22 protein-coding genes and 1 pseudogene are annotated in these 16,379 nt (G+C 39.5%); 5 read left to right on the top strand and 18 right to left on the bottom strand.

The window, feature by feature from the left end; all coding sequences use genetic code 11:
• Positions 1-24 precede the first annotated feature (24 nt).
• Positions 25-441 (bottom strand): GNAT family N-acetyltransferase, encoded by a 417-nt coding sequence (locus B0H99_RS04480; RefSeq protein WP_106532447.1) that lies wholly within the window; start codon positions 439-441, stop codon positions 25-27.
• A gap of 72 nt (positions 442-513) precedes the next feature.
• Complete coding sequence (locus tag B0H99_RS04475; protein ID WP_106532446.1) at positions 514-981, bottom strand: hypothetical protein; 468 nt, start codon at positions 979-981, stop codon at positions 514-516.
• A gap of 113 nt (positions 982-1,094) precedes the next feature.
• Between B0H99_RS04475 and B0H99_RS18005 the strand changes: the two genes are divergently transcribed.
• A complete protein-coding gene (locus B0H99_RS18005; RefSeq protein ID WP_245894390.1) occupies positions 1,095-1,574 on the top strand; it encodes a site-specific integrase in 480 nt (159 codons plus the stop codon).
• Entirely contained in the window at positions 1,571-2,092 is a 522-nt protein-coding gene (locus B0H99_RS18000) for a tyrosine-type recombinase/integrase (protein WP_245894389.1), read from the top strand. Before B0H99_RS18005 ends, B0H99_RS18000 begins: the two co-directional genes overlap by 4 nt.
• Positions 2,093-2,342: 250 nt before the next feature.
• Here B0H99_RS18000 and B0H99_RS04465 read toward each other — a convergent pair whose 3' ends face one another.
• The 7 genes from B0H99_RS04465 to B0H99_RS04435 all read right to left on the bottom strand — a co-directional run bounded on the left by B0H99_RS04465 (position 2,343) and on the right by B0H99_RS04435 (position 6,009).
• Positions 2,343-2,606, bottom strand: a complete 264-nt coding sequence (locus B0H99_RS04465) for a hypothetical protein (protein WP_106532445.1) — start codon at positions 2,604-2,606, stop codon at positions 2,343-2,345.
• A 79-nt stretch (positions 2,607-2,685) separates the two neighbouring features.
• Positions 2,686-3,129: a hypothetical protein gene (locus B0H99_RS04460; RefSeq protein WP_106532444.1), complete on the bottom strand. Its 444-nt coding sequence runs from the start codon at positions 3,127-3,129 to the stop codon at positions 2,686-2,688.
• 244 nt (positions 3,130-3,373) lie between these two features.
• Positions 3,374-3,568 (bottom strand): hypothetical protein, encoded by a 195-nt coding sequence (locus B0H99_RS04455; protein WP_106532443.1) that lies wholly within the window; start codon positions 3,566-3,568, stop codon positions 3,374-3,376.
• A 329-nt stretch (positions 3,569-3,897) separates the two neighbouring features.
• On the bottom strand, positions 3,898-4,239 hold the full coding sequence (locus tag B0H99_RS04450; RefSeq protein WP_106532442.1) for a DUF6678 family protein: 342 nt from the start codon (positions 4,237-4,239) through the stop codon (positions 3,898-3,900).
• A gap of 245 nt (positions 4,240-4,484) precedes the next feature.
• The gene (locus B0H99_RS04445) at positions 4,485-4,820 is read right to left on the bottom strand and encodes a DUF7668 domain-containing protein (protein ID WP_106532441.1); all 336 of its coding nucleotides are present in this window, start codon (positions 4,818-4,820) and stop codon (positions 4,485-4,487) included.
• Positions 4,821-5,032: 212 nt separating this feature from the next.
• Positions 5,033-5,395, bottom strand: a complete 363-nt coding sequence (locus B0H99_RS04440) for a DUF2750 domain-containing protein (protein ID WP_106532440.1) — start codon at positions 5,393-5,395, stop codon at positions 5,033-5,035.
• Positions 5,396-5,484: 89 nt separating this feature from the next.
• Entirely contained in the window at positions 5,485-6,009 is a 525-nt protein-coding gene (locus tag B0H99_RS04435) for a hypothetical protein (protein WP_245894387.1), read from the bottom strand.
• A gap of 227 nt (positions 6,010-6,236) precedes the next feature.
• Here B0H99_RS04435 and B0H99_RS04430 point away from each other — a divergent pair, with 227 nt between their 5' ends.
• Both B0H99_RS04430 and B0H99_RS04425 read left to right on the top strand, forming a co-directional pair.
• Positions 6,237-6,557: a hypothetical protein gene (locus B0H99_RS04430; protein WP_106532439.1), complete on the top strand. Its 321-nt coding sequence runs from the start codon at positions 6,237-6,239 to the stop codon at positions 6,555-6,557.
• A gap of 3 nt (positions 6,558-6,560) precedes the next feature.
• Positions 6,561-6,851: a type II toxin-antitoxin system RelE family toxin gene (locus B0H99_RS04425; protein ID WP_106532438.1), complete on the top strand. Its 291-nt coding sequence runs from the start codon at positions 6,561-6,563 to the stop codon at positions 6,849-6,851.
• 178 nt (positions 6,852-7,029) lie between these two features.
• Here B0H99_RS04425 and B0H99_RS04420 read toward each other — a convergent pair whose 3' ends face one another.
• The 8 genes and pseudogenes from B0H99_RS04420 to B0H99_RS04375 form a co-directional block, all read right to left on the bottom strand.
• The gene (locus tag B0H99_RS04420) at positions 7,030-7,455 is read right to left on the bottom strand and encodes a WapI family immunity protein (protein ID WP_106532437.1); all 426 of its coding nucleotides are present in this window, start codon (positions 7,453-7,455) and stop codon (positions 7,030-7,032) included.
• A 366-nt stretch (positions 7,456-7,821) separates the two neighbouring features.
• Positions 7,822-8,061, bottom strand: a complete 240-nt coding sequence (locus B0H99_RS04415) for a hypothetical protein (RefSeq protein WP_219905812.1) — start codon at positions 8,059-8,061, stop codon at positions 7,822-7,824.
• A 135-nt stretch (positions 8,062-8,196) separates the two neighbouring features.
• On the bottom strand, positions 8,197-8,664 hold the full coding sequence (locus tag B0H99_RS04410; RefSeq protein ID WP_245894385.1) for a hypothetical protein: 468 nt from the start codon (positions 8,662-8,664) through the stop codon (positions 8,197-8,199).
• Between the two features lie 62 nt (positions 8,665-8,726).
• The gene (locus B0H99_RS17995) at positions 8,727-8,870 is read right to left on the bottom strand and encodes a DUF3953 domain-containing protein (protein ID WP_281258863.1); all 144 of its coding nucleotides are present in this window, start codon (positions 8,868-8,870) and stop codon (positions 8,727-8,729) included.
• A gap of 1,088 nt (positions 8,871-9,958) precedes the next feature.
• Positions 9,959-11,323, bottom strand: coding sequence for a PQQ-dependent sugar dehydrogenase (locus B0H99_RS04395; protein ID WP_106532433.1), 1,365 nt, complete (start codon positions 11,321-11,323; stop codon positions 9,959-9,961).
• Between the two features lie 591 nt (positions 11,324-11,914).
• Positions 11,915-12,156, bottom strand: a pseudogene (locus B0H99_RS17990) (aminopeptidase); the annotation flags it as partial.
• Positions 12,157-12,275: 119 nt separating this feature from the next.
• The gene (locus B0H99_RS04380; protein WP_342750489.1) at positions 12,276-13,523 is read right to left on the bottom strand and encodes a sensor histidine kinase; all 1,248 of its coding nucleotides are present in this window, start codon (positions 13,521-13,523) and stop codon (positions 12,276-12,278) included.
• Between the two features lie 34 nt (positions 13,524-13,557).
• The gene (locus B0H99_RS04375) at positions 13,558-14,244 is read right to left on the bottom strand and encodes a response regulator transcription factor (protein WP_106532430.1); all 687 of its coding nucleotides are present in this window, start codon (positions 14,242-14,244) and stop codon (positions 13,558-13,560) included.
• 253 nt (positions 14,245-14,497) lie between these two features.
• On the opposite strand from B0H99_RS04375, the gene B0H99_RS04370 reads away from it, so the two are divergent.
• A complete protein-coding gene (locus B0H99_RS04370; RefSeq protein WP_106532429.1) occupies positions 14,498-15,181 on the top strand; it encodes a hypothetical protein in 684 nt (227 codons plus the stop codon).
• 446 nt (positions 15,182-15,627) lie between these two features.
• Here the strand turns inward: B0H99_RS04370 and B0H99_RS04365 are convergent, their stop codons facing one another.
• Entirely contained in the window at positions 15,628-16,272 is a 645-nt protein-coding gene (locus B0H99_RS04365; protein WP_181313565.1) for a TVP38/TMEM64 family protein, read from the bottom strand.
• Positions 16,273-16,379 lie beyond the last annotated feature (107 nt).

The raw sequence follows: 16,379 nt of genomic DNA, 5'->3' as shown, positions 1-16,379 counted from the left end.
TATAGCTTAGCATTATCTCTTTTTTCATGAGTTGCCGCCGCTCCATGTCATGCCGCTCGCAAACTTCTTAAAACCCATTGCTTCGTAATACGGTTTTAAACTTTCTACACAAATCAATTGCGGTTTGATTCCGTTCTTTAAGCATTGATGGATCAGCTCGTTCATTAGCCGTTTGCCGATACCGGATTGCTGATAACTCGGCTTAACGCCCAGACCGCAAATAATTCCTGTAACCACGCCGTCCGAAATGATTCGGCCTATACCGACCATTTGATCATTACTATAAGCAAATGCCACAAACCAGCTTTGACTGTACATTTTTTCGAAATCCGCTTCCGTCAAGCCCAAAGAATTCCAACCCAGTTCCTCGTATAAATTCAAGACTTCTTTATAGCTTTCTAACGGCTCTCCGGTGATTCGTATAACGTTCTCGCTAGACATCTGTATACACTCCATTTCTTCGCGAAATTGTATGTAAATCCGATACTTATAAAGCTTTCTTAACTCTTAGATTTAATTTTCACCAAAATAGTTTAATATTGTTTTTTTCACTTTATTGTTATTACCGTAAATCTCAAAATACGAATAATCAAAAGGACGTATTTCTATTTCTGCTAATGGATGTTGTAACCCTTCATTTTCTTCAGTATCGGGTAAATGATCGACATCCCAATTTACTTCTTTTCCTTTTTGCACCGCTATGAATACTCCTGATTCAAATTGTATGACTCTTTTAACTGTGTCGATCAATTCATCGGTCGATAAGACAACAAAAGATTCTTGTGGATTCTTAGGAAACAATTCGGTAATAGCTGCTTTGCTAGTTGCTGTCACATCGAAAATATACCATTCATGGAACTGTGTATAGTCCTTAAGGGGATTAAGAATTTCTGCTAATTGCCAACCTAAACAAGAAAGCTCTTCATTAAAAAATTCTCTTCCACATAGCTTTAACATAAAAGCCGGTTCTTTCAAATTCATAACTTAACCCCTTTTGAAGTTATTTCCTAAGGTTCTTTGTGGTCACTTTATTTGTTCGTTTAAATTACATTTTGCGAACATATACTTAGAATAACTTAAAGGAGAAATAAACCATGGCACTGACACCCGAAGAACTCCAGATCCTCCAGCGGATTGAAAATCAGCTGAGAGATATGCCCTTCTATGTCGTCGAATATGTCCGCTCCAAAAAGCGGGCCGGCCTGTCGGCGGATACGTTGCTGCAGTACCTCTACCGCTACCAGCACTTTTTCCAGTGGCTGCTCCGGGAAGACCTGGCAGAGGTTTCGAATACCGCTTCCATCCCCTATTCCGTATTGGCGGAACTGAAGAAGCAGGACGTGGAGCACTACATTGAATTCCTGAGAGAGGAATCCCTCACTCAGGAGAACAACACCGTGAAAAAGCGCGGCAATGCGGTCGTCATGCTATCCGTTAATGCGCTGAAATCTCTCTTCAATTATTTAACGAAAGAGACGGAAAACAAGGACGGCGAATCCTACTTCTACCCGAAGCAACATTGGAGAGTGCGCTTGCACGTCAGCGGTTTAAACGGGACAAGGAGCGGGATTTGACCATCCTCTCCCTTTTTCTTGGAAGCGGCATCCGTCTCGGTGAAATGGCACGCATTCTCGTAAAGAAAATCAACCTCAAGAAGCAATTGATCGACATCAAGCGAAAAGGCTCGACAGAGGACACCGTTCGGGTCATGGATCAAGCAATACAGCATGTGAAAGCCTACCTGGATATCCGGGAAAGCCGGTACACCGGAACGAAAGAAGTCCCCTTCCTATTTGTCACTCTCTATGGCGGTACTACCCGCTCTCTTTCCCGACGTGCCATCGAGAACTTGGTGACCAAATACACGGCTGCCTTCGCACAAGGAGAAGGCATTAGTCCGCATAAACTGCGTCATAGCTTTGCGGCAGACTTTATTCGCAATGGCGGCAGTATCGTTCTCCTGCGTGATCAATTAGGCCACAGCAACATTGAAACTACCTCCCTCTATACCAATTTGTCTAACAAAGACAACGAACAGGTCTTATCACGGATGGAAGCAAATCGCTCAAAACAAACAGATACATTAAAATAATTGTTGCTATAAAGTAAATGACAGACAGCTTTGGTGGGCTGTCTGTCCTTTTTACTGGTTATTTTTTGGAGTATCTACTTTTGCTAAAAATAAAACTCTACTTATTATTAAACTACATTAAATTAAGATTTTGCGAACATGTATAAAAAGGAAGTGCTACTAAGTAATGCACTCCCTCTAATTTTGTACTGATGAACCCGAAACAGATGTAGGTAGTGAACTCCAAGGAATTTTTCGATTAGTCCAGCATCTAGATAGAACTAATGGCACCATTCTCAAGGTACTGACCGCCGAATGCTTCTTCATATGTAATGAGCTGCTGCTTCCAATCCAGTTCTCGAATTGTACAGCGCTTGTAGCGATAATGGCGGTCTTGCCAGAATTGAATAATCAAAGGGCATTTGCGCTCATATGCTACAAGCATCATAGCTAAAATGACGATTTGCTCAGCGGCACTGAGCATCGGCTGCGAATTGCACACAACTTCATTATCATTTTCCCAAGCGTATTCCACTACTTAAGGTCTCTCCCACTGGGTAGGCCTTCTTCCAATTTCAACATTACGGAACAACTAGGCATGAACGAAAATTTTCTCAAGGGGCAATTTCGAAAATTCTCCCGGTGTCCGGAATAAAGAGAAGGGAGATGTGCTCGTTGCTTGACGGCACAGTTCCCACAAAAGCATAGCCCCAGCTGGGTGCGAAAGGATGCCAGAGGTCGCTCCGATCGAGAGGCAAGTTATCCTGTTCCGTCAGCTCCAGGTCCTGACCGTAAGTGGCCCAGATGTGTTCTTGGGCTTGCTGATGGGTAAATTCCGGCAGCGAAAAGAAAATCGACGCGCCCACCACCAGGACAAAAAAGAAATAGGCCCCATACCGCTTCTCCGGTATAAGGTGTTTGTAGACGAGGACGTGAAACGTTAAAAACATGATTGGCGTGTATAAGGGCATCACATGGCGATAAAGTTGCGCATTCACGACCATGAGAAGGAACAAAACAACAAGGGATAATATGAGGCCCACTCCGTATTTTTTCAACCGCTTTCTGCCTCCTTTTGCTTGTTGCGAATGTGATTTTTAGTAAAAGTAAAAAGCGCGCCGCCTAGGAAAAGCGAGAAAAATAGAGTCAATGATTTAAATGAAAATTTTTTTAGGAATTTCAATTTCTTCATTTTTTCTAGTAAATTCAATAGAATCAGCGAGCTGAATTTAACTTACTTCACAATAAGTTACATTCGATTAAGGTAAGTATATAGCTTTTAAATAACTAGGAAATTTTAATTTAGAGACCTTTATAAACTGTGATTTTCCACGGCAGCCACATCAAATCTTCTTCCGCCACAACCAGGTCCTTGAGTACATCATTCGTATAGCAGGCTAGCTCTTCAGCTGTTTGCTGCTCTGGAAACAAACCGAATTTATTGATGGAAAGGTTAGGATTAAAAGCCAGGTAATCCTGGAGCAAGTCATTACCCAAGAAAGAAAGGAAACTCCCACCCAGTTCATACCCCGCAATGTCGTAGCCAACGAATATCCCGTCCCTGCTGGCTGGCTGCTTTTTCTCCAGACAAAGGAGAGGTTAGGAAAGACACCACCCACTTTTTCGTCCACCGAAATCAGCTTTTCGACGTAAAAACCACCGTTCACTACTGGTTTAAGATAATAAGCTTGATTGGCGCTTGCTGTAGACAGAAGAAAATAACCGCCACTGTATTCCATACGTTGCACCCTCACTTTTAAACTTTAATTTCAAAAATATAGCCAGTGCCATGGGTTGAATGTAACTTAACTGCACATAAGTTACATTCATTTTAAGAGTTTAAAGGTAATCAATGTAAACTCCAGTTTCCACATATCCATAAACCCGAATAGCATCTTTGCAAACCTTTCCTGGGCATGAATTTCATGAAGTATAGCTATAAGATTTTTTCGCAATTCTTCGGTTTCTGCCTTAATTTCCAACCACTCAATGAATTTGTAATCACCATTTCGGAAGTGGTAATACCATTCGCCATCCCATGGGGAAATATAATCGTTTTCGATATCCTTTGTACGCCACTGACAATTGCCAAGGTAACAGGACATTGCTTCTCTAATTTCTTCCCACTTGGTATTATTCATGACTTGGTGAAGATAGTTAGTGCTCATTTAAAATCGACTCCTCATTCCCGCCGAATAAACGCTTTTTATTTGTTCCAGATTCTGGCCCATAAACTTCGTGTGTCTTTTTTAGGTGTTACCGTTTCAGGTTCGCTTTCTGGCTCCTGTGAGGACAATTTTGGCGAATCTAGCTCTGGTTCTGCTGGCTTTGGTGCAGCTAGTTGCTTCTGATTCTTTTCTATATTATTGTCTTATCAAAATAACGAGCATCCTTTTGCCCAATAAAACAATACCTATAAAACATGTAAATTGTTAATTAATAAGGAGTCAACATTACCTTTATGGTCAACATTTGCCTCACAAGACAACGTAAAGTCGCTTTCATTGTCATCTACCCATATTTCGAACTCCAATGCATATCCTGAGCCATCTTCATATTTGATAAAATTGATTTTCTCAAAAGCTTGATCAGGAGGCATTGTAAGTGACTCCCAATAGCTTAACTCCTCTTTGAGATCATCTACTTCTAGTTCTTCAATGAGTTTTATTTGAATTTTTTCGTAATTCCCATTCACCAAATCAATTACAATTTCTTTAAGTAACAACTTTACCTGTTCTTTTATGTTCATAGTTTCACCATCAATTCATTTTCTTTTATGTGACTTCAGATAATTCAGGATATGTAAACTATTTTCAATTGAAATAACAGTTTTGTATACGGACCTTTCCTAAGAAAAAAGTGGGTGGTTTTGCGCCGGATAGCACAGATTGATTGTATGTAAAAAAGCAACCACTAATGACTGTAACAGTTACTTATATTTCGCAAGATGGCCTTAAACTCTTAATTTTTTTCTTGCAAATTACTCAATAGCTCTAAAGGTTCTGCTTCAAGACCAACCAAATCTTTATTCCAGTTTACACCAGCTACCAATTCATCTTCTTCTAAACCTGGTAACCATAGCTGCATAAAGTTTTCTAGTGTGATGATAGTCGGAATGTAGTGAGCCCACTCTTCTGCAGCGCATTGTTTAGCATACGCCTTGTCTGACCAAAAAAGCATAACACCGGTATCTTCGTAAGCATTAGATTCTACAATCGCCCATCCTTCATCGCTTTTAAGACCCCAAACTTCTTGACTCTTAGAAACTCTTTCTACAAATTTTTCATAGCGACGCTGTGAATCGATCTCCAAATTCATACTCATTCGAATCTCTCCTTTTCATGCTTTAATATAATTTACTAACTCACTTCAGAATCTTTTAAGATATCCGTTAGGAAGGAATTGTAAATTAATCAATTTTCAAATAACTCTTTTTTCTCTTCTTTTGATAATCCACTAAAAAACTTCTTGTGTACCCGCAGTTCTTTTTCCTTCTTCGGAAAGATTCGTTCAAGCCAGGTAACGGCCATGGGCGTATGTTTCGGTTGAGAATTCACTTTATCAAGGAACCATTCATAATCCTTTAACAATTCCTCGGTTAAAAGAGAAAGATCCTTCTTTCTACTCTTATAATCGAGTTCAGCCAGTTCCTTTGCAGTGATGGGGACTTCTATTTTTTTTACTACACCAAATTCAGAAGGCATTCGCTGCGCATCTAATGATACGAAAAAGTGAATAGAGTTCCGTAAACGGAAAAGCCCTTTTTTTGTATCCTTTTTATTGGCTATGTACAACCAGCTCCCTTTTGAAGCAAAGCAGTTAAATTCCTCGTCTTGAATAGCAATTAGCATCTTTTCATATGTCTTCATAGGAACCCCGCCTTTCTTCTCATTTAATAGAAGTCTACTATACATATTTTCTATTCCTAATTTTAACATTTTAATAACCTGGAAGATAACTTTGCATTCAATAAATATCGTTACTTCAAAAGCGTTCGTAAAAGTACACTTTTCCGAATGCCGGTGAAAAAAGCAACTTAAAAGTTGCGCAGTTTTATAAGCCAGTGTTAACAAATATATTCGAACTTCTAAGCCAATCTCATAAAAAGACTTTTAAAAGTCTTTTAAAAAGGCTATAATGAATATAACCAAAGGAGTGGATGAACATGGCCATGAGAATACTTGATATCCCCACAACGTCAATTTCGGAAGTAAAACGTTCGCCCATGGAAGCTTTTCAGAAGGCAGATCAGGAAGCGGCAGGTGTCTATGTCTTTAACCGCGAAAAGGTTGCCGGTGTCATGCTTACCCAAAAACAATACGAGTCTTTGAACAGAGAAATAGAGGAACTTTACGACCAGCTGGCTGATTTGATCGCTGAAAAAAGGCTGCTGACGGAACAGGTTTCCACTTTCTCGGATGCGGAAGTCCGCGGTGCAAGCGCAACTCAATCCCCTGTCATTGATGAAGAAGATGGGTGGGAATAATCGTTGTATCAGCTTGAATGGACCCAGTATTCAAAGGAAGACTATGAACAACTTGATGGCAGCCAAAAGATTTTTGTCAATAAAGCATTGGATCGGATCCGGTTGATGGGCATGGAAGCCGGCCAGCCGCTTTCCGGCAATTTGGCTCAATGCAATAAGTTAAAAAACAAGAAGATGGGCCTGCGGGTCATTTTCAGAGAAGCTGAAGGAACAATCCAAGTGATTCAGATTGTCGCTATCGGGAAGCGGGAGAAAGAAAAAATCTATAAGATGGCTGAAGAGCGATTAAGCTAACTAAAACGAGATTTCGATTCAGTCTCAAAGAGTCCAGCATAGGGGCACTTCTAAAGTGCTCGTTATGCTGGACTCTTTTTTGTTAGATCTAATCATTTTATTATTTGCCAACTGCAACTTCTGATAATTGCTGATATGTGAACTACATGCTCTTCTAGTATATATATATGTAAATAGATTAATCTCCATAGTAATCCACAATACGCTGCAATTGCTGAAGTGTACTAATCAAATAACTTTGCTCGCTCTCGAACTCAAACTGAAGAGCGTTTTCAGGTTCCGACACTTCCTGAAAGTGCCCCTGAATGTTTAGTTGGCCAAACTGATTAAAGCGCAAGCTAAGATTAAGGTTATTATCCGACTCCAAGAATGTAGCGCAACCTTTCAACCTTTGATAGGCTTCCTGCAGCTCAACGAAGAACTCGTATACCTGCCCCGTGGAAAACCACAGTTCTGCATCTTTAACGTAATAATTCCCACTTTTAATTTCGACTCTGCCTTTCACATCGAACCCACCTAAGTAGCTGGTTTCGTCTGGGAATCCAACTACTTCTGTTAGGTCGATCCGGATGTATCCCTGCTTGCCCGCAATCATGAAGTCCATCTTTTTCCTCCCTCTTACACTTACTGCTATTTCTCTAAATATACTTAGCGCATAATCAGATAGCCAGAGAAATCACAGTGAATAACCGTTCGTAAAAGTACACTTACACCAACGAAAAAAGGGAAATAACTTTCTATGAAGTCCCTTGCCTATCAATAATCTGAAGATATGTAAACTTATATTCTTTTGAAATCCAAGCTTTGAAGCCTTACAGAACAACATTTCGAATGTATCTTTTTTTCTAATAAAACCAGTTCGGTATGGTTTTCTGGTGAAATCAATAGAATCGAGGAACTGAATGCAACTTAATTAGGATTAAGTTACATTCACATCTAACAAAAAGTCTCGAAAAATGGTTCCTAAAGGTTAGTAACTCGGAGAGTAGATCCTGCCGGTATCCGTATCCAAGACAAAATCAACTTCTATATCCTCTGAATACGGAAGTTGATCAAAGTTATGAAGCCGGCAAAACACATCGGCAAAGTCACGAGTCTCAGAAGTTAATTGGTCTGCTTGTCGATACATCTGCCTCAATTGCTGCTTGGAACATTTTTTACCGGTCAATAAGGCTTGGTTGAAGTAACCGTCAGTTTCAATAATCATCATGATCACGGCTGGTTGCTAACCAGCTATATAGCTTAAATTTTCAATACTTTCCTTTTCCTATGTTACTAGAATTAAGATAAATCAAGCACTTCGAATGTAACCTAATTGCTAATAAGTTACATTCAAAAATTTACTTTATAACTCATACTTAGGTCTTTTTAAGAGATATCTTGGAGGAGCTCCATACTCTTGTTCAGATTCAAAGTAGGCTAACTCACCAGGAATACATGAAATAATGGAAGGAAAACCATCACCGACAGCATGTTCCAAAGCTTCTAGAAGTGGCAGTTCTTTTCCATCTATTTTTTCATTATATGACAGTGAATAGCACATCTTTTCAGCTCCGTGCATCATTAGTACATCGTAAATGTATTTAGGATTTGAGTTAGGTGGAGGAATTTCAATCATGTACTTTTCCTTTAACATCTTTGTATATCGGTGACAGAGGCGATTCATTGCATCTTTCCTTTTCTTAGGTGTAAATAATTCATGGAGTACCCTTTCTTGTATATGTTTATCAAAAAAAGATTTCACAATCAATTCTTCCATTTCCCTCTTCATTTTGCTTCTCTCCCATCCAATTTTACTTATTAAGCCTCTCAAAATTTAAGCTCCTGAATGTAACTTAATTCACAATAAGTTACATTCGCTTACAAGAAAAAATCTTAAGCGTTCATTATCAATCCTTGTATGGAAACAAAGAAAATAAACAACGAAATAATGACAAACGTGTATCCCCAAAACTCTTTTCTGTCCTTTTGGATTTTTTCAAATCCTGCTACCAACATAAAAATTCCAAGTGTGAGCATTACATAGGGTAATAACGTAAAGTTCTGATTCCATAACACATAAGCTGCAAATACCACTGTGACTATATTTAAAAAAATTCTAGTTATTTTAAGAATGGGGGTTCTCCTCCTTTATACAAAAATTTTATTTGCGACATATAAATTCATTACAGGTTGAATGTAACTTAACTGCACTTAAGTTACATTCACTTTCAAACATCATCTACATTTAGATTAACATTGATTCCCATAATATGTATAAGGAATAATCACCTTTGCTTTCTAGAATAAAACCGTTCGTAAAAGTACACTTAAACGAACAAAAAGGATAGAAGCTAATTCTATCAGCTTCTATCCTTCCGATAATCCCTCATATGAAAACTATTATTTATTGAATTCACTTTCAAACTGGGGTTTTCTTCATTGAACCTATACTCTTGCATCCAATCCTTTCATAGAATTGCATCGATTCCTTGCTACCGTCCCAATGTAGCCATTCAGTTCACAGGCTGGAATCATTATTTTCATAGATCAAGGACAGGTAAGCTTTCATCATGAGTTTAATGGCATTCGGGTTATAGTTCATTCGGGCTTTATAGAACCCTGCGGTCGTAATATCCAATGGTTGGTCCAGACTCTCATAGAAGTTCAAAAGCTCGGAAAATTGGGAGTGCCCTTTCTGGGCAAACATTTGAAGCAAGAGCTTCTAAGGGATCGTTTTCCGCGTGCGTGTAAACGCCTGTGGGTTGCCTTCACGAATATCTTCCAGGTAAATCACCTGGCCTTATTCTAAAAAGTTTTTGAACGCTTCCATGGTTTCCTGCATGATAGACACTTTTCTAATTTCCTCATTTCGCTGTCAGCAGCTCTGTCCGTCCACCAAGTCATTTCAATCATACCACCTTTATATTTCCAATCTGCACAGGCAGCAAAAAAGAAGCAGGCATTCATGGATTTCCATGAATGCCTGCTTCTTTAATATTGTCAAGCGCCTTAAGTTAATGACATTGACATAAGGTTGGGTGCTTTTAGAGAATAATAAATCATTCAGCGTCGCCGTCTTCATCAGTATCAACATCGTCTTCTTGTGTGCTTTCAACTGTGTCACCTTAACTTGCTGCAGTAATCTTATAAATCTTACCGCCATCAGTGGCTGCAATAAGCGCGCCATCCTCAGTTACAAGAATATCACGGAAACGTTCGCCTTCATCAGTTAATAGACGTTCTTCTCCAACGATGGTGTCACCTTCAATAACGACACGTGCAATATAGCTCGACACTAAACCACCGATGAACAAGTTGTTCTCCCATTCAGGAATTGCGTCGTTATCATAGAATGAACTACCACTTGGCGCACTTGTTGGATCCCAATAATATCTTGGTTCAATAAAGCCTTGCGCTTCGTGTTCTGAAATACCATCATTGATTAATTCACCAGTGTACTCGATACCATAAGAAACAATTGGCCATCCATAGTTATTGCCTGGTTCAACAATATTCAGTTCATCCCCAGCTTGTGGACCGAATTCAATAATCCATAAGTCTCCTGTTTCAGGGTGGAAGTCCACACCTTGAATATTACGGTGACCGTAGCTGTAAATACCATCCAGTGCGTCTTCATCTTCGACAAATGGATTCGTCTCTACTGCTTCTCCATCTTGTGTAATGTGAATGACTTTCCCTAAATAAGCATCCAAGTCTTGTGCACGTTCGCGAATTGGATCATCTGAACGCTCACCAGTTGTTAAGAACAGGTTGCCATCTTCATCAAAAATTATACGTCCACCATAGTGCAAGTCACCATCATATGCCGGTAATGCTTGGAAGATTGTTTCGAAATTTTCAAGTGAAGTTTCATCTTCTGATAAAACACCTTTACCGACAGCAGTTACAGTACCATCATCGGCATCTTCAGAATACGTCAAGAATACCATTCTTGATTCATCGAAATCAGGTGCAACGGTTACATCAAGTAAGCCACCCTGACCTGCGTTATTTACTTCTGGTGTACCTTGAATTGGTTCTGAAACAGAGCCATCTTCAAGGTTTACAATAAGAAGTTCTGCTTCATCTCTTTGCGTAACAAACAAGCGGTTTGGTTCAAACTCTTCCATACCCCAAGACACGCCAAGACCCTCAGCAACAACTTCCACATTAAGTTCTGTTTCAGTTTTTACTGCAGGTGCTCTTGTCTGTTCTGGAAATGCCGGTTCAAACTCAGTAACTTTTGGTTCAGATTCTGCACTTCCATCAGTGCCTTCTTCAGCGCCCTCGCCAGCGTCTTCTTCAGTGCCTTCCTCAGTACCTTCTGCTGTTTCAGGGCTCTCGTCAGCATCCTCATCAGTATTTTCTTCTGTTGTGTCACCCGTTGGTTCTTGGTCTGAAGTTTCATTATTGCCACCACATGCTGCCAAAGCCATTACAAAGATCAACATCATAAGGAACAGTAATCTTGACCACGAATCTTTCGTCATCGTTTTTCCTCCCTTTCCTAAAATATTAAACTGAATATGTACTAAAATTCAGTCCCCTGAAACCCAGTACCAAAAATTGGTTAAGACTTTCATATCATAACTAAAAATATGAAGCTCCTTCGAAAACAATTTTATCACAATTTTATGAAAATACATAATATTCTTGCTATTCTCATGGTAAACGGAAATTATACTATTAGTGATTGGGATAACTGTCTTAAAAATTATGAGCCGCTTTCAGATATGGCCGTATTGTATACCTCCTTAGAAGAGCTGAATAACTCAAAACCTCTACCCCATGAACAAAACTCCGATCCAATCGGAGACTCCCAGAATAATGAGGAATATAAAGAGCTGACTGTTCACTTGGATGACGGTTCAAGGATCCGCCTAACTCTACTCAAGGATGGATATATCTATTGCGGGTTTATGGGTGTATATTTTGAAATGAATCAAAATGTGTTTACCACAATGTGGAGATTACTTCAGTAACAGCACTATGGAATACACGAATGCGTTTCCACACTAAGCGGTCGCATATGTACTTTTTAGGAAACAATTATGTTAACTAGTCATTCAGTACAGGAGTTTCTATTCTTCCAAGAGTTTTTCTGGGTTTAGTCCACTTAAAAGTGGCAGCACAAATCGGCCATCTTTCCGGGTCAGTGTGCCATCAAAATAAATTTCTCCTCCGCCATAGTCGAGTCGCTGTATCGAGACCAGATCCCAATGGGTTGCTGAATGATTGTCATTATCTGCTTTATCAAAACAGCTCCCTAAGGCTAGGTGGAAGCTTCCGGCAATTTTTCATCAAATAACGTATTGTTCATTGGAAGAATTATGTCCCAGAGTGGGAAATCAACATTAGCTTGCAGAAAAAATAAAAAAACCTTCTTCCACACTCGAATGTTTTAATAAACAATAAAAAAAGAGATCACAAATTTATGATCTCTTACTTTGGCAATTTCACTTTAAAAATGGTTCCTTGCCGTTTGTTCGGCAATACGCTGATCGTTCCGGAATGGCTGGCGACGATCCACTGGGCGATTGACAGGCCAAGCCCCATACCGCCGGTTTCCCGTGAACGCGCCTTATCCTCGCGATAAAAGCGGTCAAAGATGTGTGGAATATTTTCTTCTTTTATGCCGACACCTGTATCACTGACCTCGATGACCACTTTTTGATCCTCTAAATAAGTTTTGACTCCGACGCTATCCTTTTCCTCTGTGTATTTCAAGGCATTATCAAGCAAAATGACCAAGAGCTGATGAATACGGCTTTCATCCGCTTCCATATTCATATTGGAGTTTAAATCGAGCCATAAGTACTTGTCCTGGGACTCTGCAATTTCCTTATAAGGGGCAGTCGTATTACTGATAAAAGAATCAATCGGTATGGTTTGCTTGGAAAGCTGGAGTTCAGCTGAATCCGCCCTGGCCAAGGTCAAGAGGTCCGAAGTCAATTTCGACAGACGCCTCGTTTCCGACAAGCTAAGGGCAATGTTTTCAAATTTATTCATAATTTTTTCATGGGGCGCCGTCAACATCAATTCCAATTTGTTTTGAATGATGGTTAAGGGAGTGCGCAGTTCATGAGAAGCATTTTCCACAAATTCCGCTTGTTTGTTCCACGATTGAATAATGGGTTTCATCATTTTCTTTGATAGGTAATAACTTGCAGAAATCGACAAGATGATAAAAATCAGCGAGCAGACAATCAGCAACCTTCCAAAGTTTTCAATAATCGTCTGTTCGGGATCGATATTAACCAACAGCTGAGTGTAGGCAACCTCATCAGACGGATTTTCATCTTCGAATAGCAAATACCTGAAAGTGTATGCTTCATCAAATGTAATATTAGTGAACGTGTTCAAATTTTCAGCGTCTACTGTATAGTTATCAAAATGATTTTCATATAATAAAGTTCCGATTTGGTCCTCATTGACGATTTCTCCATTTTCGTTCCAGTCGAGCACGATAATCCGAGGATTTGGATTGGGTCCTCTGGAATCAGGGCGACGTGGCTGTTCTTCCCTGTTTGGCGGAATCCTCTTTTCCCGAAATGGATTTTCGACCATCATTTCCTTAAAGTTCATCATTCCCTCGTCGGTTTTGGAAAACAAGGTACTTTGTACTTGGTTGAAGATAATAAATCCAAAGATCGTAAAAATAACACTGAACGCCAAAAGATTTAATGTCATAAACCGGAGCTGCTGTTTCCTGAAAACGGACTTTCTATTCATCTGCCCCACCGTTTTCTGACAGCATATAGCCAAGCCCCCGGAACGTCTTAATATAGGAATCGTACTTGAATTTTTTCAAGCTTTTCCTTAGGTTGCTGGCATATACCTCCACTACAGTGGTTGAAGTATCCGACTCGAACCCCCATATACGGTCGAAAATCTGCTCTTTCGTTAAAATAATGTTTATATTATTCAACAGATATTCAAGAAGATCAAACTGCTTTCCATTCAACTTTACGGGCTCTTCCCCGATAAAAGCCATCTTGTTTTTGATATTCAGCTTCAAGTCCTTGAAAGTCAATGTATTTTCCTTCAACTCCCCGCCAGAACGGCGGACAATCGCCTCCAGCCGCAAGAGCAATTCCTCCCTGTGGAAAGGCTTGACCAAATAATCATCGGCACCGGCTTTAAACCCTTGGATTTTGTCGCTGATGCCGTCTTTTGCTGTCAGCATGATAACTGGTGTCGTATTATCGCCTGCCCTTAATTCATTTAATACTTCATATCCATTCATGCCGGGCATCATAATATCAAGAATGATGCAATCGAAGATGTTTTGTTCCGCTAAGAACAAGCCTTCCTCCCCATCAAACGCCTGATGTGCCTCGAACATTTCTTGTGTGGTTTCTTTAATTGTATTAGAAAGATGCTGATCATCTTCTATGATTAACAATTTCATTTGCAGGGCTCCTTTGCTTCAATCGCTGGAATAGCAATAATAGACTTGATTATAAGATCAAATAAAATAAAAGCAAATTGTTTTTGTATTTTAAGGTTGATTTAAGGTTTGTTTTTAATAATAGCTTTAGCAACAAACATTTCAGCAAGCAACGGTCTGGAACTACTGCGCGTCTCAGATCTGATTTAATGAGGCAATGGCTCTATACCACAAACTGCGAAATGAAAATATTCTATTCGAGGAGGAAGAAACAATGAGAAAAAAATTATTTGCTTATGCTTTATCGGGTGCTTTGACTTTAGGAGCTATAGGCGGAACAATCACATACGCTGCTGAATCGACTGACACGACCACATCGACAGTAGAAACAAAAGAACAAAATAGACATGGTTTCGAAGAATTAGATGAAGCGACGAAAACCAAAGTACAAGAGATCCATAACCGCGTTGCAGAAGAATTGGAAGCTTTAGGAGTTGCAATTCCAAAAAAAGGTGATAAACAGGACCTTTTTGCAAATTTGGATGAAGCAACAAAAACGAAAGCACAAGCGATCCTGAAACAGCTGAAAGAAAATACACTGACCCACGAAGAAGCTCAGGAGCAACTTGAGGCGCTCGGCGCAACTCTCCCTGAAAAACGTGAAAAACAAGATCCGTTCGCTAACTTAGATGAAGATGCAAAGGCAAAAGCAGAAGCTATCCGTGAGCAGGAAAAAGCCGGTACCCTCACACACGAGGAAGCTCGTACTCAATTGAAAGCTTTAGGAGTCAGCTTGCCGGAAAAACGCGAAAAACAAGATCTTTTTGCAGATTTGGATGAAGCGGCGAAAGAGAAAGCACAAGCGATCGTCGACAAAGCTGAAGCAGAATTAGCGGAACTTGGCGTTGACCGCCCTGTACTGGGAAAAGGCCACCATCACGGAATGGGAAGAAAATAGGATCGCTATACCCATCGACTTGAAAAGTTATCAGAGAAAAAGAAGATGAACGAGTTTAGAATACCAACTGGCAGACCATCTGTAATTGAGCGGTCTGCCAGTTTTTTTGAATTGTCATACGTAATATAGATATTTCTTTAACAGAATTAATTCAAATACACTAAGGACTCCCTCGCCGAGCCGGAATCCGAGTCTGAACCATACGAGCGTAAGCTCGAATCGGCCATACTTTTAAGGGTTCAGAATGAATTAGGGGTTCGAAGAAACCAGGCCAATCGAGCAGCAAAAACCCCTGCTCTAAAAGAGAAAGACGCGGTTATTCCTTTATAAGCCGTTCATGTTTAGCTTACCTTGCCTTATCATTCAAAATAGACCTCCATTTATTAGCTAATAAGCGGGAGGTCTATTTTTAAATTTGATCATTCACATACTCATTTTATTGGGGTTCATTTAGCCAAATGGATTTTTGAAATTTTTATTCGCGATGTGATTTTTCTTATAAAGTAATAAAGAAGAGCTCCTGAGAAAAGAACGATCCCGATTTCGAATTTATTAATGCCTTGTGATACTAACCCCTCCTGAAGAAGAAAGTACAAAGTGATAAAAATAAGATTCACGATTGCTGTCGCGAAAGTAAAGTGAGAAAGTCGAACATTGCTTATGCCAGAAACAACATTAAGCATACTTGTCGGAGCAAGAGGAAAGAGTCTCGTGCCCAATACGTACCAAAATCCGTTTCGTTCTACCTTGCTAAAGAAAGTTTTACTAACTTTTTTTACTATCAAATCTTGCAGGGCATATCGAGCACTTAAAAATACAATTACTGCACAAAGAGTACTAGTTAGAACACTCCATGCTAGACCAAATTGAGAACCCAATAAGCTATTGTTTATCAAAACAACTAGAAAAAGTGGAATAACAGGAAGTGCATTATGAATCAACATTATGATCAAAGTGATCATCAAAGTGTAAGCTATATTCCCCTCTCCCCCTATTTTCGAAGTAAAAACCTGTATATTTCCGGAAATAACGTTTTGTAATAGATCTGTATTCAAACCAAGGAAAAGCAAAATTATTAATACAATTAACATTATTGTGTTCTTGTTCCGCTTCTTCAAAAATCTCACCTTCCTATTATTCAGTTCATTTTTAGTCATGACATAAGCTTTGTTTACATTATCAAGAAGAAACCTTAAAA

Source organism: Planomicrobium soli, assembly GCF_003014655.1.
Classification (GTDB): domain Bacteria; phylum Bacillota; class Bacilli; order Bacillales_A; family Planococcaceae; genus Planococcus; species Planococcus soli_B.
The sequence above is the reverse complement of the archived record's forward strand: the minus strand, read 5'-3'. Positions and strand labels throughout refer to the sequence as shown.